This window comes from Paraconexibacter sp. (assembly GCF_059438195.1).
Window position 1 is genome coordinate 77,605 of the sequence record NZ_JBLKKY010000004.1, and the last position, 22,582, is coordinate 100,186.

General features: G+C 72.0%; 20 protein-coding genes. 3 read left to right on the forward strand and 17 right to left on the reverse strand.

Features of this window, described 5'->3' with window-relative positions; all coding sequences use genetic code 11:
- Positions 1-2: 2 nt before the first annotated feature.
- From ACME2J_RS02525 to ACME2J_RS02550, 6 genes are all read right to left on the reverse strand, one after another.
- A complete protein-coding gene (locus ACME2J_RS02525; protein WP_495543292.1) occupies positions 3-1,439 on the reverse strand; it encodes an MlaD family protein in 1,437 nt (478 codons plus the stop codon).
- A complete protein-coding gene (locus tag ACME2J_RS02530; RefSeq protein WP_495543293.1) occupies positions 1,439-2,812 on the reverse strand; it encodes an MlaD family protein in 1,374 nt (457 codons plus the stop codon). Before ACME2J_RS02530 ends, ACME2J_RS02525 begins: the two co-directional genes overlap by 1 nt.
- A gap of 3 nt (positions 2,813-2,815) precedes the next feature.
- Positions 2,816-3,652, reverse strand: coding sequence for an MlaE family ABC transporter permease (locus ACME2J_RS02535; protein ID WP_495543294.1), 837 nt, complete (start codon positions 3,650-3,652; stop codon positions 2,816-2,818).
- Positions 3,653-3,655: 3 nt separating this feature from the next.
- Positions 3,656-4,468, reverse strand: coding sequence for an MlaE family ABC transporter permease (locus ACME2J_RS02540; protein ID WP_495543295.1), 813 nt, complete (start codon positions 4,466-4,468; stop codon positions 3,656-3,658).
- Between the two features lie 175 nt (positions 4,469-4,643).
- Complete coding sequence (locus ACME2J_RS02545; RefSeq protein ID WP_495543296.1) at positions 4,644-5,264, reverse strand: TetR/AcrR family transcriptional regulator; 621 nt, start codon at positions 5,262-5,264, stop codon at positions 4,644-4,646.
- Positions 5,261-6,487 (reverse strand): cytochrome P450, encoded by a 1,227-nt coding sequence (locus tag ACME2J_RS02550; protein WP_495543297.1) that lies wholly within the window; start codon positions 6,485-6,487, stop codon positions 5,261-5,263. Before ACME2J_RS02550 ends, ACME2J_RS02545 begins: the two co-directional genes overlap by 4 nt.
- 128 nt (positions 6,488-6,615) lie before the next feature.
- On the opposite strand from ACME2J_RS02550, the gene ACME2J_RS02555 reads away from it, so the two are divergent.
- From ACME2J_RS02555 to ACME2J_RS02565, 3 genes are all read left to right on the forward strand, one after another.
- Positions 6,616-7,473, forward strand: a complete 858-nt coding sequence (locus ACME2J_RS02555; protein ID WP_495543298.1) for an SDR family oxidoreductase — start codon at positions 6,616-6,618, stop codon at positions 7,471-7,473.
- 171 nt (positions 7,474-7,644) lie between these two features.
- Positions 7,645-8,274, forward strand: a complete 630-nt coding sequence (locus tag ACME2J_RS02560) for a TetR/AcrR family transcriptional regulator (RefSeq protein WP_495543299.1) — start codon at positions 7,645-7,647, stop codon at positions 8,272-8,274.
- 10 nt (positions 8,275-8,284) lie between these two features.
- Positions 8,285-8,920: a TetR/AcrR family transcriptional regulator gene (locus ACME2J_RS02565; protein ID WP_495543300.1), complete on the forward strand. Its 636-nt coding sequence runs from the start codon at positions 8,285-8,287 to the stop codon at positions 8,918-8,920.
- A gap of 189 nt (positions 8,921-9,109) precedes the next feature.
- Here ACME2J_RS02565 and ACME2J_RS02570 read toward each other — a convergent pair whose 3' ends face one another.
- The 11 genes from ACME2J_RS02570 to ACME2J_RS02620 all read right to left on the reverse strand — a co-directional run bounded on the left by ACME2J_RS02570 (position 9,110) and on the right by ACME2J_RS02620 (position 22,470).
- Positions 9,110-10,303 (reverse strand): phosphotransferase, encoded by a 1,194-nt coding sequence (locus tag ACME2J_RS02570; RefSeq protein ID WP_495543301.1) that lies wholly within the window; start codon positions 10,301-10,303, stop codon positions 9,110-9,112.
- Complete coding sequence (locus tag ACME2J_RS02575; RefSeq protein ID WP_495543302.1) at positions 10,303-11,373, reverse strand: spirocyclase AveC family protein; 1,071 nt, start codon at positions 11,371-11,373, stop codon at positions 10,303-10,305. The genes ACME2J_RS02570 and ACME2J_RS02575 overlap by 1 nt, the downstream gene beginning before the upstream one ends.
- A gap of 3 nt (positions 11,374-11,376) precedes the next feature.
- Positions 11,377-12,732: an MlaD family protein gene (locus tag ACME2J_RS02580; protein WP_495543303.1), complete on the reverse strand. Its 1,356-nt coding sequence runs from the start codon at positions 12,730-12,732 to the stop codon at positions 11,377-11,379.
- Positions 12,732-14,045 (reverse strand): MlaD family protein, encoded by a 1,314-nt coding sequence (locus tag ACME2J_RS02585; protein WP_495543304.1) that lies wholly within the window; start codon positions 14,043-14,045, stop codon positions 12,732-12,734. Before ACME2J_RS02585 ends, ACME2J_RS02580 begins: the two co-directional genes overlap by 1 nt.
- Entirely contained in the window at positions 14,042-15,400 is a 1,359-nt protein-coding gene (locus ACME2J_RS02590) for an MlaD family protein (RefSeq protein WP_495543305.1), read from the reverse strand. The genes ACME2J_RS02585 and ACME2J_RS02590 overlap by 4 nt, the downstream gene beginning before the upstream one ends.
- Positions 15,397-16,716, reverse strand: coding sequence for an MlaD family protein (locus ACME2J_RS02595; protein ID WP_495543306.1), 1,320 nt, complete (start codon positions 16,714-16,716; stop codon positions 15,397-15,399). Before ACME2J_RS02595 ends, ACME2J_RS02590 begins: the two co-directional genes overlap by 4 nt.
- Positions 16,716-18,140, reverse strand: coding sequence for an MlaD family protein (locus tag ACME2J_RS02600; RefSeq protein ID WP_495543307.1), 1,425 nt, complete (start codon positions 18,138-18,140; stop codon positions 16,716-16,718). Before ACME2J_RS02600 ends, ACME2J_RS02595 begins: the two co-directional genes overlap by 1 nt.
- Positions 18,137-19,510, reverse strand: a complete 1,374-nt coding sequence (locus ACME2J_RS02605) for an MlaD family protein (protein ID WP_495543308.1) — start codon at positions 19,508-19,510, stop codon at positions 18,137-18,139. Before ACME2J_RS02605 ends, ACME2J_RS02600 begins: the two co-directional genes overlap by 4 nt.
- Positions 19,510-20,340 (reverse strand): MlaE family ABC transporter permease, encoded by an 831-nt coding sequence (locus ACME2J_RS02610; RefSeq protein ID WP_495543309.1) that lies wholly within the window; start codon positions 20,338-20,340, stop codon positions 19,510-19,512. Before ACME2J_RS02610 ends, ACME2J_RS02605 begins: the two co-directional genes overlap by 1 nt.
- 2 nt (positions 20,341-20,342) lie before the next feature.
- Entirely contained in the window at positions 20,343-21,200 is an 858-nt protein-coding gene (locus tag ACME2J_RS02615) for an ABC transporter permease (RefSeq protein WP_495543310.1), read from the reverse strand.
- Positions 21,201-21,297: 97 nt separating this feature from the next.
- Positions 21,298-22,470: an ABC transporter ATP-binding protein gene (locus ACME2J_RS02620; RefSeq protein WP_495543311.1), complete on the reverse strand. Its 1,173-nt coding sequence runs from the start codon at positions 22,468-22,470 to the stop codon at positions 21,298-21,300.
- Between the last annotated feature and the right edge of the window lie 112 nt (positions 22,471-22,582).

The following is a 22,582-nucleotide window of genomic DNA, read 5'->3' on the forward strand; positions in this document are numbered from 1 at the left end:
GGTCACCCGCCCAGCAGGTAGTCGAGGAGCGCGCCGGTGCGGTCGGCGCCGCCGCGGCGCTGCGGCGGCGCCGCCTTGTCGAGGAGGCCGGTGACCGACTTCGGGAGATCGGCCTTCGGGAGCTTCTCCAGCTCGTCGAGCAGGGGCAGCTCGTCGACGAGCTCCTGCACGGCCGGCGGGAGGGCCGGGATCACCGGCTTCTTCGCCGGCGCCTCCTTCTCGGGCGCCGGTGCCGGTGCCGGCGCGGCGCTCTCCTTCTCCTTCTTCGGCGCGCGCTTCTTCGCGGGCTCGTCGGGCAGGAGCCGGGAGATCCCGGAGGTGAGGGCCTCGGGGGTGATCGACGCCTCGCCGCGGAAGACGTGGCCGAGGCCGTCGCGGAACTGGATCGCGCGCGACCAGTTCTCGAGGATCGCGAGGATGTTGTGCGCGCTGCCGTCGAGGGTGCGGCTCGTGCCGACGAGCTCCTTCGAGAGGGTCGCGAGCCCCGCGACCGTCGGCTCCGCGCGCCGCAGGACCGGGGTCGCGTCCGCCGCGAGGCGGGTGAGCGCGGGGGCGATGTCGGTCGCCTTGCGGAGCGCGGGGATCGCGGCCTTCCCGAACGGCTCCACCTCGTCGAGCGTCGCGGTGAGCGGCCGGGCGGACGCGGTGATCGCCTGGGCGGCGGGGCGCAGCGGGCCCGCCGTCGCCTCGAGGTCGCCGAGGAAGCCCTGGAGGGTGCGCAGGGTCCCGGGCGCGCGATCGAGCGTCTGCGCGAGCTCCGTGCGACGCGTGTTCACGTTCTCGGCCGTGTCGCCGACGGTGTCGACGAGCCGCGTGAGCTCGCCGCGCTCCTGCGCGAACTCCGCGACGAGGCGATCGGTCTTCTCGACGAGGCGACCGAGCTTGCGGTCGTCGGCGTCGAGCTGCCGCAGGACGCGCGTGCCGTCGCGGAAGCCGACCGGGAACTCGCCGATGAGGGTGCGGATGTCGACGCGGCGACCGAGGACGGCGGCGCCCGCCTCGTTGAGGAGCACCATCGCGCGGGTGCGCGTGTCCGCGTCGAGGACGTTCAGCACCTGGTCGAGATCGGTGGGCGTCGTGACGTTCTCGGCCGGCACCTCGTACCCCGACGGCGCGGGACGCGAGGCGTCACCCGTGTCGAGCTGGACGCGCTTCTGGCCGAGGAAGTTCTGCGCCGCGACGGACACGGTCGCGTCCTCGCCGACCGGCGTGATGTCGTCGTCGAGGGTGAGCTCGGCGACGACCTCGTCGCCGTCCTCGAGCTCGAGGTCGACCTCGCCCTGCGTGACGCCGCCGACGACGACGGGGGAGCCGTCCTTGAGGCCGGCGGCGTTCTCGAGCGGGACGCGCAGCGTGTAGTCGCCGCCGCCGCTGTTGGCGACGATGATCGCGACGAGCGCGGCGAGGCCGAGGAGGACCGTGGAGATCGCGCGCGTCATCAGGGCGCCTCCCCCGGCGTCGGGATCTTCATGACGTCGGCGAACGGGCGGGCCTCGGGGTCCTTGTCGGGATCGAGAGCGTCGGGGCCGGCGCCGCACTCGGGAAGGAACCACGGCTGACCGGCGCTCGTGCCCGGCGGCCGCGGGAAGCCGTACTCGATCGTCGGGAAGAGGTCGGCGAGCTGCCCGGCGGTCAGCGGCATCGTGTTCCCCGGCGCCGGGAGGTAGTTCTGCACCTGCGCGCGGATGAGCTTGTCGCGGCCGTCGGGGACCGAGAAGAAATCGCCCCAGTTCGAGAAGAACGACATGACGTCCGGCGTGTAGGGCCGGATGCACCGCATGTTCTCGACCGTCTGGCGGCCGATGCTCTCGAGCTGCGGGCTCTGCCGGGTCACGCGCTGCAGGAGCGGGTCGAGATCCGGGGTGGCGCGGCGCAGGTCGGCGAGCGTGTCGCGCGCATCGGGACCGACGTCGACGACGCCGTCGAGCAGGGCGTCGAGCGGCCTCGCGATGCGGCGGACCTCCGTCACGCCGGGCTCGATCTTCTCGACGACGTCCTGCGCCTCGTCGAGCGTGCTGTCCGCTCGGGCGAGTGTCGTGCGGGTGCGGGCGAGCATCCGCGGCGTCCGGGCGAGCGTCTCCTTCAGCGCCTCGGCCTCGGCGCCGATCGCGGCGAACGTCCCGCTCGCGCCGCTGAGCAGCTCGCGCATGCCCGGCTGGGCGCGGTCGACGGCACCGAGCACGCGATCGCCGGCGGTGACGAGCTCGCGCACCGCCCGCTGGTCGGCGTCGATGTCCTCGAGGAGGAGCGCCGCCTCGCGGATGGCGCCCGGGCTCTCGTCCACGACGTCGCGCAGCGGGGCGGACGCCTTGTCGAGCGCGAGGCCGGAGGTCGAGATGGACGCCCGCAGGTCGGCGCGGACGTCCTCGTCGAAGGTCCGCAGGAGGCTGTCGAACTCGACGGGGACCTGGAAGCTCTCGCTCGGCAGCTCCCCGCCCTCGGGAAGGGGCTCGCCGGCCGAGGGGCGCAGCTCGAGGGCGACGTAGCGGTTGGAGAAGTTCGCCGTCCCGGCCCACCGCAGGAGGAACGTGCTCTTCGTCGTGACGGGCCACGCGTCGTCCTCGAGGCCGAGCTCGACGCGGGCGCGGCGGCCGCCGTCGACCGTCTCGATGCTCTCGACCTGGCCCACGCGGACGCCGCCGGCGCGGATGTCCTGGCCCGGCACCATGTTCGCGATCTCGTCGACCTCGACGAACACGCTGCGGCGGTCGCTGCCCGTGAAGGCGAGCGTCGCGAGGAGCGTGAGGAGGCCGACGGCGAGCGCGGCCGCGATCACCCGGCCGACGACGACGGTGGACGAGGCGCCGCGCACCGCTCAGCCGCCGATCGGGAGCCGGAGGTCGGTGCCGTAGACGATCACCGCGAGGAACGCCGCGATGATGTGCAGCAGCACGATGTTGACGAGCATCGAGCGGGCGACCGAGCTGCCGACCGCGTCGGGTCCGCCCCGCGTCCGCAGCCCGTAGAAGCAGGCGATGATCGCGCACGGGATCGCCATCGCCGTGATCGTCATGAGGGCGAACCCGTAGTCGAAGAGCGTCTGCACGCTCCAGTGGACGTCGAGCAGGACGTTGCCGGGGATGCCGCCGAGCAGGATGACCGCGAGGAAGTAGGTCCCCGCGAGGTTGCCGAGGATCGCGACGATCGTCGCGGCCGGCAGGAAGATGAGGACGCCGAGCAGCCGCGTCCCGACGAGGTAGCGCTGCGGGTCGACGCCCGTCGACTCGTAGGCGTCGACCTCCTGCTGGATCTTCATGGCGCCGAGCTCGGCGGCCATGCCGCAGCAGATCTTCGCCGCGAAGACGTATCCGAACATCGCGGTCGCGAGCTGGCGGGGACCGACGTAGCCGCTGAGGAGGCCGAGGAAGTCGGAGGCCCCGATCGAGCGCAGGAGGAAGTAGCCCGCGTTCGCGACGCTCATCCCCTGGAAGACGTTCATGACGAAGAGGAGGACGAGCGTCCCGCTCAGCATCATGCTCGCCTGCCGCAGCGCCTCGGATGCGAAGCGGAAGGTGCCGGGGATCGCTCGCAGCGACTGCCCCGCGAAGACCATGAGGTCGCCGACCTCGCCGAGGACGCCGTTCGCGCGCGCCGGCGGGGCCGGGGGCGCCTCGGCCCCGGGGGTCGCGCCCGGCGTGATCGTCGTCGCCACCGGTCAGCCCCTCGGGATCGCGACGTCGGGGATGAGCGAGAAGTAGGCGAGGTTGAAGAAGCTGTTGAACAGCCAGATGCCGAAGAAGGTGATGATGACCGTCTGGTTGACGGCCCGCCCGACGCCCTCGGCGCCGCCCGGCGCGGTGAGCCCCTTGTAACACGCGACGACCCCGACGAAGAAGCCGAGGACGATGCTCTTCAGGGTGAGCGTGAAGAAGATGTCCGTCGGATAGACGCCGGCGGCGAAGTTGTCGCGGAAGACGCCGTGCGAGTACCCGATCATCGCCGGCGAGAGCGCGTAGTTGACGGCCTGGACGATGAGCAGGCTGATGAGCGCGAGGACGGGCATCGCGACCGTCGTCGCGACGACGCGGGGCACGACGAGCGCGCGGATCCTCTCGACGCCGAGGACGGACAGCGCGTCGAGCTCCTCCCTCACCTTCCGGGCTCCGAGGTCCGCGGTGATGGCGGCGCCGACGACGCCGGCGAAGACCATCCCCGTGATCCAGATCGCGATCTCCCGGGCCCAGATGAGCCAGATGCCGCCCGGGAGGCGGTCCGGCGCGCCGAGCGTGAGGAGGATCGAGCCGAAGAGGATGATCCCGAAGCCGATGAGGTAGACGACGTGCGAGATCGCGAGGGGGACGAGGCAGCGGCGCGCGGCGATCGAGATCTGCTCGATCGCGTCGCCGGTCCAGGTGAAGGGACGGGTCACCGCGCCGCGGACGACCTGGAGGGCGAGACGGCTCATCTCGCCCACGGCGTTGACACGCTCGTACGGGGCGGTGCCCCGGAGCATGTCGCTGAACTTCATCCCGTATGGATTGACGGACTGACGTCCGTGCGGAGGCTTCACTCCCCATCTCCCCTGCCGAGTGGCAGCGACCATCCTGAGGACCCGGCTGCGCGCGGGCCAGGCTCGATCGGGGGAGCGGTCGCGCTGATCGGGGGAACGTGTCGCGAGCCCGCTGCGCGAGCCGACGCGCGGTCTAGCCCCCGTCGGGGAACAAGGCGTGCCAGACGATGGTCGCGAGCGTCTCGACCGCGTCCTGAGCGTCGGGCTCGTCGGCGGCGAGGAGGCCGAGGCCGCGCTCGGCCATGAACGTCAGCCAGGACGCGGCGCTCTCGGGCTGGAGGTCGGCCCGGACGAACCCCGCCCCCTGGCCTGCGCGGATGTAGTCGGCGAGGTGCGCCTGCGCCTCGCCCCATCCCCGGCGGAACTGCTCACGGACGACCGGGTCGTACGCGGCGACCTCGGAGAGCGCGTTCATGAGCGGGACGTGCGTGAGCCACGTGCGCGCCGTGTCGGCGACGACGGCCGCGAAGTCGTCGCGCGATTCCCACCGTCCGGCGTAGAGCCGCTTGGACGCCTCGACGATCTCCGTCATCGCGTCCGCGCTCACGGCGACGAGCAGATCGCCCTTGTCCTTGAAGTGGTAGTAGAACGTCGAGCGCGGGACGCCCGCACGCTCGAGGATGTCGTCGAGGTTGAGGTCCGTGTAGGTCCCGCCTCCGCGCAGCAGGTCCTCCACCGCGCCCATCAGCTTCCGCTCGAGGTTCCCGCGGCTGCGGGCGCGCCGGTCGACCGCCTTGCGGGCCCCGGACCTCACGGCGACTCCCTCGCCGCGGGCGCGAAGGCGACCGGCATCGCGACCATCCAGTGGAAGCTGCTGTTCGGCTTCTTCACGACCTCTCCCGCGACCTCGAGTCCGGGCAGGCGGCGGAGCGCCTCCTCGAAGGCGACGCGAAGCTCGAGCCGCGCGAGCTGGTTGCCGAGGCAGAAGTGGCGACCGGCGCCGAAGGACATGTGCTTGACCCGCGGACGGGTGACGTCGAACCGATCGGGATCGGGATTCTGCGCGGGGTCACGATTCGCGGAGGGGTACCAGACCACGACCTTGTCGTTCTCGGCGATGCTCACGCCGCGGATCTCGAGGTCACGTGTCGCGGTCCTCGCCTGGTGCAGGATCGGCGAGTGCCAGCGCAGGATCTCCTCGACGGCGCCGGGGACGAGGCCCGGGTCGGCGAGCAGCGCCGCGCGCTGGTCGGGGTGCTCGACGAGGGCGAGCATGCCGCCGGCGAAGGCGTTGCGCGTCGTCTCGTTGCCGCCGTTCATCAGCTGGATGAAGTGGGCCATGATCTCGGCGTCGTTCAGGCGCTCACCGTCGACCTCGGCGGCGACGAGCTGGGAGAGCAGCCCGTCGTCGGGTGTCCTGCGGGCGGCCTCGACGAGTCCCGCGACGTACTGGCCCGCCTCGGCGATCGTCTGCAGCTTCTCCTCCTGAGGGACGCTGGTGTCGGCGAGCCGGTTGGTCCAGTCGAAGAGCTTCGCGCGGTCCTCGTGCGGGACTCCGAGCATGTTCGCCGTGACGGTGAGGGGGAGCTCGACGGCGATGTCGCGCACGAAGTCGCACTCGCCGTTCTCGATGACGTCGTCGATGAGCCGGTTGACGACCGCGCGCACGTCCGTCTCCCGCTCGGCGACGGCGCGCGCGGTGAAGACCTTCTGGAGGATCTTCCGGTGCCGGTCGTGCTCCGGCGGGTCCATCATGTTGAAGAAGAGGCCTTCGAATTCCTTGGGGATGATGCCGCCTTCCACGAGGAAGCTCCCGCGCCGGGCCGACGAGAAGCTCTCCCAGTCCTTGTTGACGCGGACGATGTCCTCGAACAGCGTGAGCGACCAGAAGGCGTCTTGATCGCCGTTGGCGGGGTTGCGGTGGACGGGCGCCGACTCGCGCATCCGCGCGAAGAGCGCGTGCGGCGGCCCGTCGGAGAAGTGACGGCTCTCGTGGAGGTCGACGCTCTCCAGGTCGATCGTCGTCGGCGTCGGCATGCGGCTCTCTTTCGCGGTCGGGACGTTGAACACGGTAGTTGGACGTGGCGTCCAAGGTCAAGCGCACCGTACCAGGGTGGCGGACGTAGCGTGCGGACAGAGCGTCCGATCTCGCGTACCATCCCCTCATGAGCACACCTGAGGTCACGTCCAAGGTCGTCGCGATCACCGGCGCCGGGCGCGGGATCGGCGCCGCGACCGCCGCCGCGCTGCACGCCGAGGGACACCGCGTCGCCCTCGGGGACATCGACGCCGCGGCGGCGGAGGCCGTTGCGGACGACCTCGGAGCCGGCGCCTGGGCCGGCCGCGTCGACGTCGCCGACAGCGCGTCCTTCGCCGCGTTCCTCGACGGCGCACGTGAGGCTCTCGGCGCCGTCGAGGTCCTCGTCAACAACGCGGGGATCATGCCGATCGGCCCGTTCCTCGACGAGTCGCCCGCGACCGCCGAGAGGGCGCTCGGCGTCAACGTGCTCGGCGTGCTCAACGGGATGAAGGCCGGGCTTCCGGCCATGGTCGCCCGCCGCCGCGGGCACGTCATCAACGTCGCCTCGGTCGCCGGGAAGTCACCGGTGCCGGGCGGCCTCACCTACGCCGCGACGAAGGCGGCCGTCGTCTCGGCGACCGAGACGGCCCGCGTCGAGTTCCGCGACAGCGGCATCGACTTCACCTGCGTCATGCCGTCCTTCACGAACACCGAGCTCATCGCCGGCACGAAGGGGACGCGCTTCGTGAAGAACGTCGAGCCGGAGGACGTCGCCCGGGCGATCGTCGCGGCGGTGCGCCGGCCCCAGCCCGACGTGTTCGTCCCGAAGGTCCTCGGCGGCGTCGTCACGACCCAGCCGCTCCTCGGCCGCCGGCTGCGTGACGCGATCAACCGCGGCCTCGGCGCCGACAGGACGTTCCTCGAGATCGACGAGTCGGCACGCTCGGGCTACGACAAGCGGATCGCCGCGCAGGTGCCCAAGGAGCTCGAGCGCGGCGAGTAGAGGCGACGACCCGGTCGTCTCGAGCGCCGCCTTCAGCTTCTCCAGCACCGGCGGCACCGGTCCCCGGATCGTCGGCGCGTGATCGTACGATTTGTCCGGGCGAGTTGTCCACACTGTTGGTCTGGCCACAGGGTCCAGAGCGTCCGCCCTCGCCGTACACTTTGTCCGGCCATGCCCCCGACGACCCGTACGCGCGCGCAGCGTGCCGCCCGTCGCGACGAGATCCGGCGCGGTCTGCTCGCGGCCACCGAGCGCCTCACCGCCCGGACCGGGGAGTCCTTCACCGAGCTGAGCGTCGACCGCCTCGTGAAGGAGGCGGACATCTCGCGCTCGACGTTCTACGTGTACTTCGAGGACAAGGCGAGCCTCCTCGGCGCGCTGGCCGACGAGGTCATCAGCGAGATCATCGCTGCAGCGCAGACGTGGTGGCACCTCCCGGACACCGCGGCGCCGCAGGAGCTCCGCGACGCCATGCAGGTGATCGTCGACACCTACCTGCGACACAGGGTCGTCATGGAGGCCGTCGCCGAGGTCGCCGGCTACGACCCGCGTGTCCGCGACCGCTACTCGGCGCTCGTCGATCGCGCGCGCAGCGAGGTGCGGGCGCACATCGAAGCCGGACAGGCCGCCGGCTCCGTCGCGCCCGCCCTCGATCCCGAGTGGACGGCCGCCTGGCTCACCCTCATGACCGAGCGCGGCCTCAGCCGCGCGGTCGCGCCGGCCGACGACGCGCGACGCGACCGGCTCGTGACCGCGCTCAGCGAGATCGTCTGGAACACCCTCTACGCGGGGACGCGCTGACGTGCCCTTGGTGACCCGCCGGTCCACGAGCCGCCGCACCCGCCGCCGTGAGGAGCTGCGCGCGCAGCTCATGACGGTGGTCGAGCGGCTCCTCGACGAGGGCGTCGAGTACGCGGAGATCAGCGTCGACCGCCTCGTCGAGGAGGCCGGCGTCTCCCGCTCGACGTTCTACATCTACTTCGAGGACAAGTCCGACCTCCTCCACGCATCGTTCCTCGCCGCGATCGAAGAGCTCGACGAGCCCGCCCTCGCCTGGTGGCGCCTGGACGCCTCCGCGCTCACGCGGAACCGGCTGCGCGACGCGCTCGCCGACGTCCTGGGCATCTACCACCCGCATGCCCGGGTGATGGCGACGGTGTTCGACGCTGCTGCCTACGACCCCACGCTCCGCGAGGAGGTCGATGCGTTCATGGCCCGCGGGATCGGCGGACTGCGGCGCCACATCGAGGCGCTCCAAGCCGAGGGATGGGCGGATCCCACGCTGCCCCCGGACGAGACGGCCGCGTGGCTGTTCTGGATGGCCGAGCGCGGACAGCACCGGCTGACACGCATGCTCGACGGCGAGGAGTGGGACGCCGCCGTCGACGCCTACGCGGACATCGTGTGGCGCACCCTGTACGAGTTCGCGCCCCGGCGCCTCGGCTAGCCGCGCCGACACGGGACGAAGAAAAAGGAAATCGAACACCTTGTTCGGACAGCTGGTACGATCGTGCTGTCCGATCGATGGACCCCGGGTGCTCTCTCTCCCTCCCCGGGGCCGGACGTCACCGCGCAGGGCCGGGGCACGACTCCCTGACACGCCCCGGCCCGCGCGCGGCGGACGATCCGGACGCGGTCAGCCCGCGGCGCCGACGGCGCCGAAGCTGTCGAGGTCGGCGACCGCCTGCGCGGTGCGACCGACGATGAGCCGGCAGTGCTCCTCCGGCTGCAGCTCGGAGACCTTCACGAAGGCGAGCGTGTAGAGCCAGAAGATGAGTCCGTGGAACATCTGCTGGCGGTAGTGGAGGAAGGCCTCGTCGATCGAGAGGGACGGACCCCCGGCGCGGACGAGCTCCTCGACGTAGAGGGCGATGAGGTCCCTCTCCCAGTTCCGGCGGTCCTCCACCTCGAGCGCCGCCGAGATCGCGTAGCTGACGTCGACGCCCCACCCGCCGCGGGCGATGCCCTGCCAGTCGTAGAGGCGCAGCGTGCCGTCGGGCGTCCGGAACCAGTTCGCGGGGTGGGTGTCCTGATGGAGCAGCGTCTGCGGTCCCGCGACCGCGAGCTCGAGCGAGCGCATCGCCGTCGGCCACAGCTCGCCGCGGCGCGGCTGGAGCTCCCTCGGGATGAGGTCGCCGGCCTGCCGCCACCCGAGCTTCGCGCCGAGGTCGAACCGCGCCTTCGCGTTGAACTCCTTCTGGAACTCGAGTGCGTCGCGCAGCACGGCCCACTCGCCGCGCAGGCGCGGGTCCTCCCACATCGCCCCGTGGTAGCTCGCCATCTCGCGCACCATCGACTCGGCCCCCGGCCGATCGACGTGGATCGCGGCGTTGCCGAAGGTCGCGCCGCGCGTGGTCGCGATGTCCTCCATGAGGATGAGCGAGCGCGAGCTGCGCGGGTCGAACGCGCCGTAGTACCCCTGCGGCGCGCCGACGTCGAGCTCCTTGCGGATCGACGTGTAGAAGAGCGCCTCGCCGGCGGCGGCGCCGGTGATCCCGACCAGCAGGCGGGTGACGAACGACGGCGTCGACTTCGTGTAGACGTGCTCCGGGAGACCTGCGGCCCGCCCGGCCTCGTCGTACTCGACCCGCAGCGCTCGCCGGGCGCTCGTGCCGACATGCCCGCCTCCGAGCTCGAAGCCGACGACGCGAGCGCCCGGCGTCTCGCGGCACAACGCGGCGGTGAGCCACTCCTTCGTGAGGCGGTCCGCCGACGCCGGGACCTCGCCGAGCGTCGTCGGCGGAGGGCTCGGGCGGACGCGCTCCTCCGCGACGCTCGCCGCGATGCGGGCGACGTCGCGCCCCGTCCGCAGGTGGTCGGCGATCGCCATCAGTCGCCGGGGAGCATGTAGGACGGCAGGTCGGCCACGGAGTCGCCGTTGAGGCCGAAGAACTGGAAGGGCAGGTGGTAGATGAAGAGGAGGCAGAGGATCGCGAAGCCGATGACCGCGAACCAGCGCGCCGGCTCGCGCAGCCGCCGCGGGAGGCGGTGCGATCCGCGCTCGACGAACGAGAGGCCATCGGGCGAGTCGAGCGCGCTGAGGCGCAGCGCGGTGAAGAACACGCCGAGCATCGCGACGAGGAACGACTCGTAGAGGGGGAACTGGTACTGCGACCCGTCCCACAGCGTGAGCTCGGACGGCGTCTTCGCGAAGGCGTAGGCGTGCGACGTCCGGATGAAGATGTTCTCGACGACGAAGTCGAAGACGAACGCCAGCCCGAAGATCGTCGCGAGCGCGCGGGCGTTCGAGAGCGCCGGGTTGCGCCGGCGCCAGCGCGTGATGAACGCGCAGCCGGCGATCGCGACGCCGATGCAGAAGTACGTGTACATCGGGATGCCCCAGAGGAGCGCCTCGGCGTAGCGGGACTGGTGGTCGGGCGAGTTCGTCGGCATGAACGCCGCCCACGAGCCCATGTTCACCGAGTGCGCGTTCCACGCGAAGAGGTACTGGTGCATGTTGAGCACCCCGTCGGTGATGCTGCCGATGAGGCAGCCGACCGCGATCTTCGCATCGAGCCCGAGGCGGCCGTAGCGGCGCAGCGGGATGATCGCCACGAAGGTGACGAGGAGCATCATCTCGCCGACGCTCAGCGCCTCCTCGATGCGCAGGAGGACCTCACGCCACGTGGGGAGCTCGTCGGGCGGGAAGATCGGCGCGGGCGAGAACTCGGTGCCCGAGAAGATCCACTGGGCCCAGACCGAGAACGCGATCGTCGCGAGGACGACGCCCGCGACCGCGAACCATCCGACCATGCCGCGTCGCTCGACGCCGTTCGCATCGCGGGTGAGCTCGGGCATCTCGACGGCGCCGACGCCGAGGACCGACACCTTCGCGTCGAGCGCGCCTCCGGGCGGGCTCGTGGTCGTCGTCGGAGTGTCCGTGCGTTCGTGGATGGCCATGGGTCAGCAGTCCGCCTTGATCCTGGGGTACACGTCGCCCGACTCGGGGACCTTCTCGGGGCCGAGCGGCACGTTCGACGTCGCTCCGGTGTTCCCGAGGGATCCCGGCTTCGGGTAGGGGTCGTAGTTCACGGCGGTCTGCGGGGTCGTGTAGAGCGTCTTCGTGATCGCCTCCGACATGTCCGCGGGCAGGCCGCTCACCGAGTTCTCGCTGAAGATGGGCGCGAGGCGGATGAGGTTGCCGGTCGCGTCGTAGCTGTTCGACGCCGACCCGAGGCCCATGAGGATGTGGAGGCCCTCCGGCATGTACGGCCCCAGGTGACGGGCGATCGGCGTGATCTCGCAGACGGCTTTGCGCAGCTTCGGCAGCGCCGCGGAGAGCGGCGGCGAGAGCGCGGTGACCCCGTCGAGGGTCGCCTCGAGGACCGGGGCCGCCCCCGACAGCTCGCGCACGACGCCGCGGCCGGCCGTCGTCGCCGACGGCAGCCGGTCGACCGCGGGTCGCAGCCTCGCGAGCGCCGCCGACGCCTCGTCGACGACCGCCGTCGTCACGGGCGAGACGCGGCCGACCGTCGCGCTCGTGCGCTGCACGGACCGCAGCGTCGAGGGCAGCTCGCGCACCGTCTGAGCGAGCGCCGCATCCTGGCGCCCGACGGCGCCGAGCGCGACGCGTCCCCGCCGAGCCAGCGTCTGGATGGCCGTGTCGCGCTGCCCGATCGCCGCGGTGACGTCGCCGAGCTGCTGGACGAGACGCGACGCCTGCCGCCGCTCCCGGTGGAGGACGTCGACGAGCCGCTCCGAGCTGGTGAGGAACTCGGCGCCGTCGCCGACCACCTCGTTGAGCTGTCCGCCGCGACCGTCGAGCGCGCCGCCGAGGCTCCGGATCGTCTTGCGTGCGCGGTCGCGCGTCTCGCCCTGGAGGAAGCTGAGGAGCTGATCGACGTCGACGAACTCGTCGCCCTGCTCGACGGGCAGCGTGCCGCCGTCGGCGAGCGTCTCACGCGCGTCGCCGACGGTGACGGCGATGTAGTTCTCGCCGACGGGCGTGTGCTGGCGGATCTGGACGCGCGAGTCGGCGGGCAGCGGCGTCACGCGGTCGTCGTCGATCTCGAGCTTGATCCGCGCGCCCGTGCCGAGGCGCTTCACCTCGGCGACGCTGCCGACGTGAGCCCCGGCGACGGTGACGCGCGAGCCTTCGGCGAGCGCCGCCCCGCTCGGGATGAAGGCGGAGAGCTCGTACTTCTCGCCGACGTCGAGCGCCCCTCCGCGCTCGAAGACGAAGAGGGCGAAGGCGACCGCGACCCCGGTGAAGAGGAGGAGGCTGAGGAGGTGGGACTTGAACCTGCCGCGCTCGGCCATCAGCCCTCGTCCTTTGCGGTCGGCACCCGGCCGTCGAGCGTCGTCCCGCCGGCGCAGTTCTTCTTCGGCTCGCGCTTCGGGACGTTCGCCAGCCCGAGGTCGGGGTAGTTGACCGCGAGGTTGCCGCGCGGGATCGGGCCGCGGACGTCACCGAACTTCGTGAGCGACGTGTTCCACTGGAAGAACCCCTTGATGCCCGCCTCGCAGACGACGAGCCCGCGTGAGAGCTTGTCGAACGAGTCCGCCTGGGGCCGGAGCGCGCCGATCGTGTCGGCGAGGTCGCCGGCGACCGGGCGCAGCGCGCGGGCGAGCGGCACGAGGCGATCGACCGGGGTGCCGAGACGACGGACCGCGGGCCCGAGCGTCGTCTCGAGTCGGCGGACGGTCTCGAGGTTCTCGGGCAGGCCCGCCGCGATCGGACGCAGATCGCCCACCGCGCGATCGAGATCGTCGACGACGGTGCGGACGGCGGCGAAGCTCGAGCGCACCGAGCGCGTCGTCTGCGGCAACTCGCCGATGGTCGCGTCGAGGTCGCGTGAGCCCTCCTGGAGCGTGCCGAGCGACGCGCTGCCTTCCCGGACGAGTCGGCGCAGCGATTCCTCACGCTCGCCGAGCGCCTCGGTGAGGACGCCGGCGTTGCGGACGAGGCGCTTCGTGATCCGGCGACGCGCCGCGAGCTCGTCGGTGATGCGCTCGGCGTTGGCGACGAAGGGCGTGAACTCGGCGACGGCTGCGCGCAGCGCGTGGCCGCGATCGTCGAGCCCGTTGCCGAGGTTGTCGAGGAGCTGGCCGAGGCGGGTGCGCTCGCTCGCCTCGAGCGTGTTGAGGACATCGTTGATCTTGACGTTCGTCGCCGTCCGGTTCGCCGGGACGACGTCGCCTTCGTCGAGCTCGCCGGCGCCCGGCGTCCCCGGGTCGACGATGTCGAGGAACTGATCGTTGAGAGGGGTCTGCGGGCGCAGCTCGGCGCGGACGTCCTCGTAGACCGGGAAGTCGTCGCGGAGCTTCACGCGGAGCACCGGCTGCGCGTCTGCTCCGCGTTCGATCTCCATGATCGTGCCGGCCGGGACGCCGCGGTAGCGGACGTCGTCGACGCCCGGTAGGACGCCGTACGCGTCGTCGATCGCGAAGCGCAGCTCCTTCGTGCTCTTGAAGAGCGTGTTGCTCAGCTCGCTGAAGATGAGCGCGCCGCCGACGACGGTGACGATCGCGGCGAGGACGTAGGTCGGCAGATGGGTGACCGACCGGCGGAGCTCGAGCCGGACGCGCGCGGCGGTGAGCCCCCAGGTCATGCGGTCGCGGGGATCCTTCACGGCGCGCCTCCCTTCTTCGCCATCGGCTGCTGCGACAGCGCGGGGACGTACTCCAGGTACGTCTTGAGCGCCTCGTCGAGCTCGTCGCAGACGAGGAGCTGGGCCTTCGTCGGGTCGAAGACCTGCGACTTGCAGGGCAGGTACACGGACTCGGTGCCCGCGGACGCCGGGAAGCGGATGAAGTGGCCGTTGGCGTCCTGCTGGCCGGCGGACCCGCCGAAGCCCGCGGCGGTGCCGCCGATCATCACGCTCGTCGGCTTGCCCGTCTCGGGATCGGGCTCGGCGAGGTAGGGGAAGATCGTCTCGTCGAAGCGGTCGATGCCGGGCTGCAGCTCGTCGAGCAGCGGCACGCCCGCGACGCCGGTCGACGCGAGCGACTCGACCGCGGGGCGCAGGGACCGGACGAGCGGCCGCGTGCGGTCGAGGAGGCGCGAGGTCGTGCGGAGCGTCGGCCGCAGGTCGGAGAGCGTCGGCGCGACGTCCTTCGCCGAGCGTCGCAGCTCGGCGACGAGGCCGTCCGCGCCCTCGAGCGTCGTGTCGAGGCGCGCGAGGGTGCTCTGCACGTCGCGGGTGACGACTGGGCCGTCGGCGAGCGTCGCGCGGATGGCCTGCGCTCGTCCGGCCGTCGTGCGCAGGGTCGCCCCGGCCCCGGCGACGAGCGCGCGCAGCTCGTCGCGCGGCGCGTCGAGCGCCGTCATCGCCGCCGCGGTGCCGGTGAGGACGCGGCGGAGATCGCGGTCCTCGTCGAGGCCCCGGGCGGCGTTCGCGCCGGCCGCGAGGCTCGGCGAGGCGCCGCCGACCGTCTCGAGGAGGTCCGCCGGCACGTCGGGATCGCGGAGGCCCCGGCTGAGCTCGCCGGGCATGGTGAGAAGGCCGCGCCGGGCGTCGTCGCGCAGGACGCTCGTGATGTCGTCGAGCTCGACCTGCGAGACGGTCTGGTCACGCGGGATGATCCGCGACCCGAGGTCGCCGGCCCCGGGCGTGCCGCGGTCGAGCTCGATGTAGAAGGCGCCGCCGAGGAGGTTCTTCCACCGCAGCTCCGCCTCGACGTCGGCGTAGAGGGGGCCGGCGTCCTCGGACACGTCCATCGTCACGAGCGCCCCGCGGCCCTCGCCCGTGTCCTCGATGCCCGTGACGATGCCCTCCTCGCGGCCGTCGACGCGGACGAGGTCCCCCTCGCGCAGCTGCTGGGCGTGGGGGAACACGGCCTTGATCTCGCGGCCCTTGTCGCGGAAGAGCTCCTGCGCGGCGCCGAAGTACCACGCCCACGTGACGAAGAGGAAGAGGCCGAAGGCGATGGCGCCCAGCCACCCGAGCCCGCGCCGCGCGGTGAGGTCCTTGAAGAACGCGGTCACCGTCCGCCTCCCGGGAGGAGCTGTGGGTAGGGCTTCGCGAGGTAGGTGCAGGGGGCGACGACCTGCTCGCGCTTGTTGAAGCCGGAGTCGTCGCGGACCCCGACGACGTCGCCCGACAGCGGGAGCACCATCTGGAGGCGGAAGGCCTGCGTCGGCCCGAGCGGACCCTCGCCGGGCTGCTTGTACCCGGTCATGCTCCGCATCGTGAGGCCGAAGTTGACGATGTCGCACTCGTAGCGGTCGACCTCGCGCAGCGTCGGCGAGAGCTCCTCGAGCATCTCGCGGGCGGGCGCGAGCACCGGTCGCAGGGCATCGGTGATGCGCAGAGCGCCGGGGATGGCCGGCCCGGCCGCCTCGAGGAGCGACGTCGCACGACGGAGCGGCTCGTCGCTCTCGCGGAGCAGGGCGGTGAGACCGCGGAGGCCGCGCGGCGCGGAGGCGAGGGTGCGCGACGCCTGGTCGGAGGCGGTCCGAACGCGCGAGACGAGGCGCGTGCCGCTCGCGAGGCCGGCGCGCATCGTGCGCAGGGACGGCGTCGCGGCGTCGAGCGTCTCGCGGAGCTCCTCACGCGTCTCGACGAACGGCTGGAGCGCGGCGACGGTGCCGGGCGACAGGTCGGTGAGCGCCTCGCGATCGCGATCGAGGGGAGCGGTCGCGGCCGCGAGCGACGGCACGAGGCGACCGGCGGCGCCCTCGCGCTCGAGCACCTCGGCCGCGAACTCGCCGAACGGCTTCGACCGCGTCCCCGCCGCGTGGATGCCGTCGTTGAGCGCCTCGCCGTGCCCGAAGAGGCCCTCGCCGAGACCGCGGATCGTCGCGCCGAGACCGCCCCGCGTCTCCTCGTCGAAGGTGTCGAGCGCCTCGGTGAGGCCGAAGGTGTAGCTGTCGGACTCGCCCTCGATCGTCGCCCCCTCGGCGAGGGTCTCGGGGCTGCGGCCGGGCACGAGCTCGATGTAGCGCGCACCGAGCAGACCCGCCCCGCGGACGGCGACGGTCGTGTCCGCGGGGATCTCGACGCCCGGCTCGACCTGGAGCTCGATGCGGGGGTCGCCGTCCGGGCCGACGTCGCGGTCGAGGACCTGGCCGATCCGCGCGCCGGCGATGCGGACGGGATCGTGGCTGAGGAGGTTGCCGACCTGCGGCGTCGAGACGTAGAAGGTCGAGTAGTCCCTGCCGGGGACGCCGCTGTAGATGCTGAGCGCCTGCCACGCGATGACCGCGAGGGCGACGCACACGACGAGACCGCCGAACGCGGTCCGGCCGACGGGCGGGGTGTCGCGGCGGCGCGTGCGCCTCTGTGGACGGAGCCGTGCCATCAGCCGCCGAGGAGGTAGTCGAGGAGTGGCTGCCGGTCGCCGGCGGACGGCGCCGGGGTGCGCTTGCCGCCGTCGCCGTCGAGGACGCCGCTCACGCCGTCGACGGTGCCCTTCACCGTCTCCTCGAGGTCGGGCACCTCGATCGGCGGGAGGCCGGGGAGCCGGACGGCGGGCTTCTCCTTCTGCGGCGAGGGTGCGGGCTTCGGACCCGGCGGAGCCGGGGCGGCCGCCTCGGGGGCCTTCTTCGTGGCGCCGCGCCCCTGCGACGCGGCCCGCTCCAGCAGGCTGTTGATCGCGTCCGGGGCGAAGGACGCCTCGCCGCGGAAGATGTGCGAGAGCTGGTCGCGCAGCTGGATGGCTCCCGCCCAGTTCTCGATGACCGCGAGGGTGTTGTTGAGACCGCGGTCGATGACGCGGCTCGCCGCGGGCAGCTCGTCGGCGCTCGTCGTGGCGAGCCGCCGCAGAGTCGGGCGGGCCTCCTGCAGGACGGGCGTCGCGCGGTCCCCGAGGCGGACGAGGTCCGGGGCGACGGCGACGGCCTCGCGGAGCGCCGGGTCGGCGGCGCGGCGGAAGGGCTCGAGCTGAGCGAGCGTCGCCTCGAGCGGCTCCGCGGTCGCCGAGACGCGCCGGGCGGCGGCCCCGAGCGGTCCGGTCGCGGCCTCGAGCTCGCCGAGGAAGCGCTGGAGGGTGTCGAGCGCCCCTGGCGCCGACGCCAGGGTGGTGCGGAGCTCGCCGCGCTTCGTCGCGACGGTCTCGGAGACGTGGCCCATCGAGTCGATGGCCGCGACGACGTCCTCCTTGCGGTCGGTGACCTCCGCGACGAAGCGGTCCGTCGTCTCGAGGAGCCGGCCGAGGCTGCGGTTGTCGGCCGCGAGCTGCTCGACGACCTCGGTCGCGTCCCCGATCGCGGGGCCGATGTCCTTCAGGAAGCGGTTGAAGTCCGCCTCGCGGCCGGTGAACGCCGCGCCGGCCTCATTGATGAAGACGGCGAGCCGCGTGCGCGTGTCGGCGTCGAGGACGCTGATGACGCGGTCGAGGTCCGTCGACTCGGTGACGCGATCGTCGCCGATCGCGGTCCCCGACGGCGCGGGGTCGGCGAGGTCGCCGGGCCGGAGCTGCACGGACTTCTGGCCGAGGATGTTCTGGGCCGAGATGACCGCGGTCGCGTCCATGCCGACGGGGGCGTGCTCCTCGTCGATCTCGAGCCTCGCGACGGCCTCGTCGGCCTCCGTGTCGACGCCCATCTTCACCTTGCCGATCTGGACGCCGCCGATCGTGACGGGCGAGCCGTCCTTCAGGCCGCCGGCGTTCGCCATGCGCAGCTCGACGACGTACTTGTCGTCCCCGCCGCCGAGGACGACGGCCGCGGCGACGGCGACGGCCGCGAGCGCGAGGAGGCGGACGGCGATCCGGGGCGCGCTCACTTCGACCCCTCCGTGCGCGCGGAGGGGACGAGGGTGCCCTTCCCGACCTTCGCCTCCTGGTCCTTCGACGGGTCGATCGCGTCGCGGCCTGCGCCGCACTCGGGGAGGAACCACGGCTGGCCGGCGTTGTAGCCGGGCGGGCGCGGGAACCCGTAGCGCAGACCGGGGTACCGCTCGGCGGCCTGCTCGGGGCTGAACGGGATGTCGTTGTGCTGGGCGGGGAGGAAGTTCTGGACCTGCGCCCGGAGGATCTTGTCCTTGCCGTCGCTCCAGGAGAGGAAGTCGGCCCACGTCATCATGAGCGCCGCGAGCTCGGGCGCGTAGGGCCGGATGCACTTCAGGTTCTCGTTCGCGCCGTCGGCGAGGCTCGAGAGCTGCGGGGCGAGGGTCGTGAGGCGCCCGACGAAGGCGTTGATGCCGTCGCCGTCCTCGCGAACCGTCCGCAGCGCCGCCCGGGCGTCGGGCGCGACCTCGTCGAGCGAGGCGAGGACGGCGTCGACGGGGCTCGCGACGGCACGCAGCTCACGGACGCCCGGCCGGATCTCGGCCGCGAGCTCGCCGACCTCGGCGAGCGTCCCGTCGGCGCGATCGAGCGTCGTGCGGACCTGCCGCAGGGTCGCGGGCATCTGCGAGGCCGTGCGCTCGAGCTCGGCGCTGCGGTCCGCGATCGCGTCGAACGTGCCGGCCGCGCCCTCGAGGAGCGTCGAGATCCCGGGGTCCGCGCGCCGGATGGAGTCGACGACCGCGTCGGTCCGGCGCAGGGTCGTTCCGAGCGCACCGCGATCGGCGGTGAGGTCGCCGATGAGGTGCTTGGCCTCCTCGAGCGCTGCCGGCGCCTCCTCCAGCGTCTCGGTGAGCCCGTCCTCGGCACGCTCGAGCGCGATCCCCGACCGGTTGACGAACGACTTGAGGTCGGTGCGCACGCCGTCGTCGAAGCTCGTGAGGATCTGGTCGACCTCGACCGGGGTGCGGAAGTCCTCCGCGGCGATCTCGTCACCGTCGGAGTACCCCGGCGCGTCCTCGGGCCCGAGCTCGACGACGACGTAGCGGTTCGTGAACGCTGCCGTCCCGCCCCAGCGAACCGTGAAGCGCGAGCCCCGGGGGATCGGCCAGACGTCGTCGTCGCGGATGTCGAGCGTGATCCGCGCACGCCGCCCGCCGTCGACGGGGTCGATGCCGCCGATCGCGCCGACGACCTTGCCGCCGGCCTCGACCTCCAGCCCCTCGATGAGGTTCGTCGCCTCGTCGACGGTCGCGGTGAGCTCATGGGCGCCGCCGGCGTCGCGGCTGCCGACGACGAACGCGGCGATCGCCACGACGACGACGAGGAGGCCGACGCCCACCGCCCGTGATGTCGTCTGCGCCGCCATCACACGATCGGGAGGTTGAGGTTGTTCGGCCCGTAGAAGAAGACCCCCGAGAACGCCGTGATGACGTGGACGAGGATGAGGTTGATCATCAGCGCCTTCGCGACCGCGGCTCCGACGCCGACCGACCCTCCGCTCGCCCGCATCCCGTAGAAGGTCGCGACGACGAGACAGGGGACGGTCACCCAGACGAACGTGATGAAGGTGTAGAGGTGGCCGGTCACGCTCTGCACGCTGAACGTGACGTCGAGGAACTGGCGCGCGCCGTTGCCCTGGAGGACGACGACGACCTCGAGGAAGTTGCCGAGGTTCTGCCCGAGAAGGCTGATGATCGCGGCGGCCGGGACGAAGAGGAGCCCCGCGAGGATGCGCGGCCCGACGATGTACTGCATGGGGTCCACGCCGGTGGACTCGTACGCGTCGATCTCCTGCTGGATGCGGGCGGCGCCGATCTCGGCGGTGATCGCGCAGCAGATGCTCGCGGCGAGGACGTAGCCGTACATCGTCATCGACGTCTGGCGCTGCGTGAGGAGGCCTGTGAAGACGCCGACGAAGTCGCCCGCGCCGATCGTCCGCAGGAAGAAGAAGCCGAACGACGCGACGCTGAACCCGAGGAAGACGTTCATCGCGAGCAGCAGGAAGCTCGTGCGGCGGATCATCCCCGCCCCGAGCCGGACGGCCTCGGAGAAGTAGCGGGGCGTCCCTGCGAGCGCGACGATCGCACGCCCGGAGAAGACGACGAGCTCGCCGATCTCGTTGAAGAAGCCGCGGCGCGGCTCCTTCGCCTTGGGGATCGCGATGGGCTTCGGGATGGAGCTCTCGGTCGTCGCCATCGTCAGCCCTTGAGCACCAGCAGGTCCGGGAAGAGCGTGAGGAGACCCACGTTCCAGAGGCTGTTCGTCACCCAGATCCCGAAGAACGACACGATGACCGTCTGGGTGACGGTGATGCCGACGCCCTCTGCGCCGCCGCGGGTGGAGAGGCCGCGCTGACAGGCGACGAGCGCGATGAAGAACCCCATCAGCGCGTGCTTGACGAACGACGAGATGAGGTCGAGCGGCTGGATGTTGAGGTAGATGCTCTCCAGCGCGGCCGCGTGCGTGTATCCGAGGGCCGGCGTCGCGATGACGTAGAAGGCGAGGATCGAGACGAACAGGCCGAGGAGGCCGAGGACGAGCGCGCTGAAGACCATCGCGACGACGCGCGGCAGGATGAGCGTGCGCAGCATGTCGACGCCGAGGACCGAGAGGGCGTCGAGCTCCTCCCGGACCTTGCGCGCACCGAGGTCGGCCGCGAGGGCGCTCCCCGCGACTCCGGCGAGGATCATCATCGTGATCCAGGTCGCGACCTCGCGGACGTAGCCGACGAAGACCCCGCCGGGAGCGCGGTCGGCGACGCCCAGCGCGTAGGCCACCTCGCCGAAGTTGAGGATGCCGAAGCCCCAGAGCCAGATGACCTGGGAGATGGCGAGCGGGACGATGCAGCGCCGGATGTTGAGGTTCGCCTCGACGATCGCGTCGGGCATCCACCTGAACGGCGGCGTCACCATGAGGCGCAGGGTCTTCGGCGCGAGGAGGAACGTCTCCCACACGCTGCGCAGCGCCCCGTAGACGAGCGATCGCGCGAAGGCGTCCTCCACGGCGGTCTCTCGCGGCGCGGCCAATGCACGCGGCTTCTCGACGACCCCTCCCATACCGCTGGTCATCTTGACTAGACGCACTGTCCGAGCCTATGGCGCATGTGGGGGAACCGCCTCCCCCGAACAGGGGTCTTTGGGCGGTTCGGGCCGCTCAGGCGTCCATGCCCAGCGGGCCCTGCGCCTCGCCGGCGAGGAACTGCTGGACGAACTCCGTCTCCGACTCGAGCACGTCGGCGGCGAACCCGGACTCGAGGACCTCGCCGCGCCAGACGATCGTCATGTGGTCGGCGAGGTGCTTGGCGAGCATGACGTTGTGGGTGACGACGACCATCGTCCCGCCGTGGAGCTCGTGCTGCTCGGCGAGGAGATCGCCCAGGAGCGCGGTCCGGACCGGATCGAGGCCCGAGTCCGGCTCGTCGCACAGGACGATGCCGGCGTTGAGGACGAGGGCGCGCGCGAGGCCGGCGCGCTTGCGCATGCCACCCGACAGCTCGCTCGGCATCCGGTCGACCGCGTCCGCGAGCCCGACGCTCGCGAGGTGGTGCATGACGACCTCGCGGACCTCGGACTCGTCGAAGTCCGTGTGCTGACGGAGCGGGAACGCGACGTTGTCGTAGACGTTCATCGCGCTGAAGAGCGCACCGTCCTGGAACATCACGCCGATCTCGCGGCGGAGGGCGAGCACCTCGGAGCGACTCATCGCGGCGAGGGAGCGTCCGCGGATGAGGACGTCGCCGGCGTCCGGCTCCATGATGCCGATGATGTGCTGCAGGAGGACGCTCTTGCCGGTGCCGGAGGGCCCGAGCACGACGGAGACGACCCCCTCGGGGATCTGCACGTCGAGGCCCTGCAGGACGGCCGACGAGCCGAAGCTCTTGTGGAGGCCGCGCGTCTCGATCGCGAGCAGGTCGGGGTCCAGACGCCCGAGGGCCGGCCGCCGCACCGGCTCGAGGGGCTCGCGATCATCCATCACGGACAAGGCGTGCCGGATGATCGGGTCGATCTCCATGTAGCGGCGCACGGGGCCCTGGTGGCGCACGTCGCCGGCGACGACGGCCGACGGCATCGAGAGCGCGCCGCGGACGAAGAGCTCGGCGGCCTCGGGGCCGAGCTCGAGGACGACCTCCGCGTCGCTGCCGTCGACGACCTCGAAGGGCGTGCGGTCCAGGAGCAGGGTCGTGCTCTCGGCCGCGCCGGTGACGCGGAAGGCGACGGTGAGTCGCGCGTGGCGGAGCCGCTCGAGCGCCGAGTCCTCGGCGCCGACGGCGCGCACGAGCGCGTCACGGAGATCGCGCGAGAGCCCCTCGGCACGGCCGCTCGTCATCCCGTCTCCTCGCATGAGTCGTGACACCGTCGCTTTCTCCCGTCCCTCGCTCTCCGCCGGGGCTCGACCATAATCGATCCTCGGACATGTCGTCCAGACACGACGACTATCG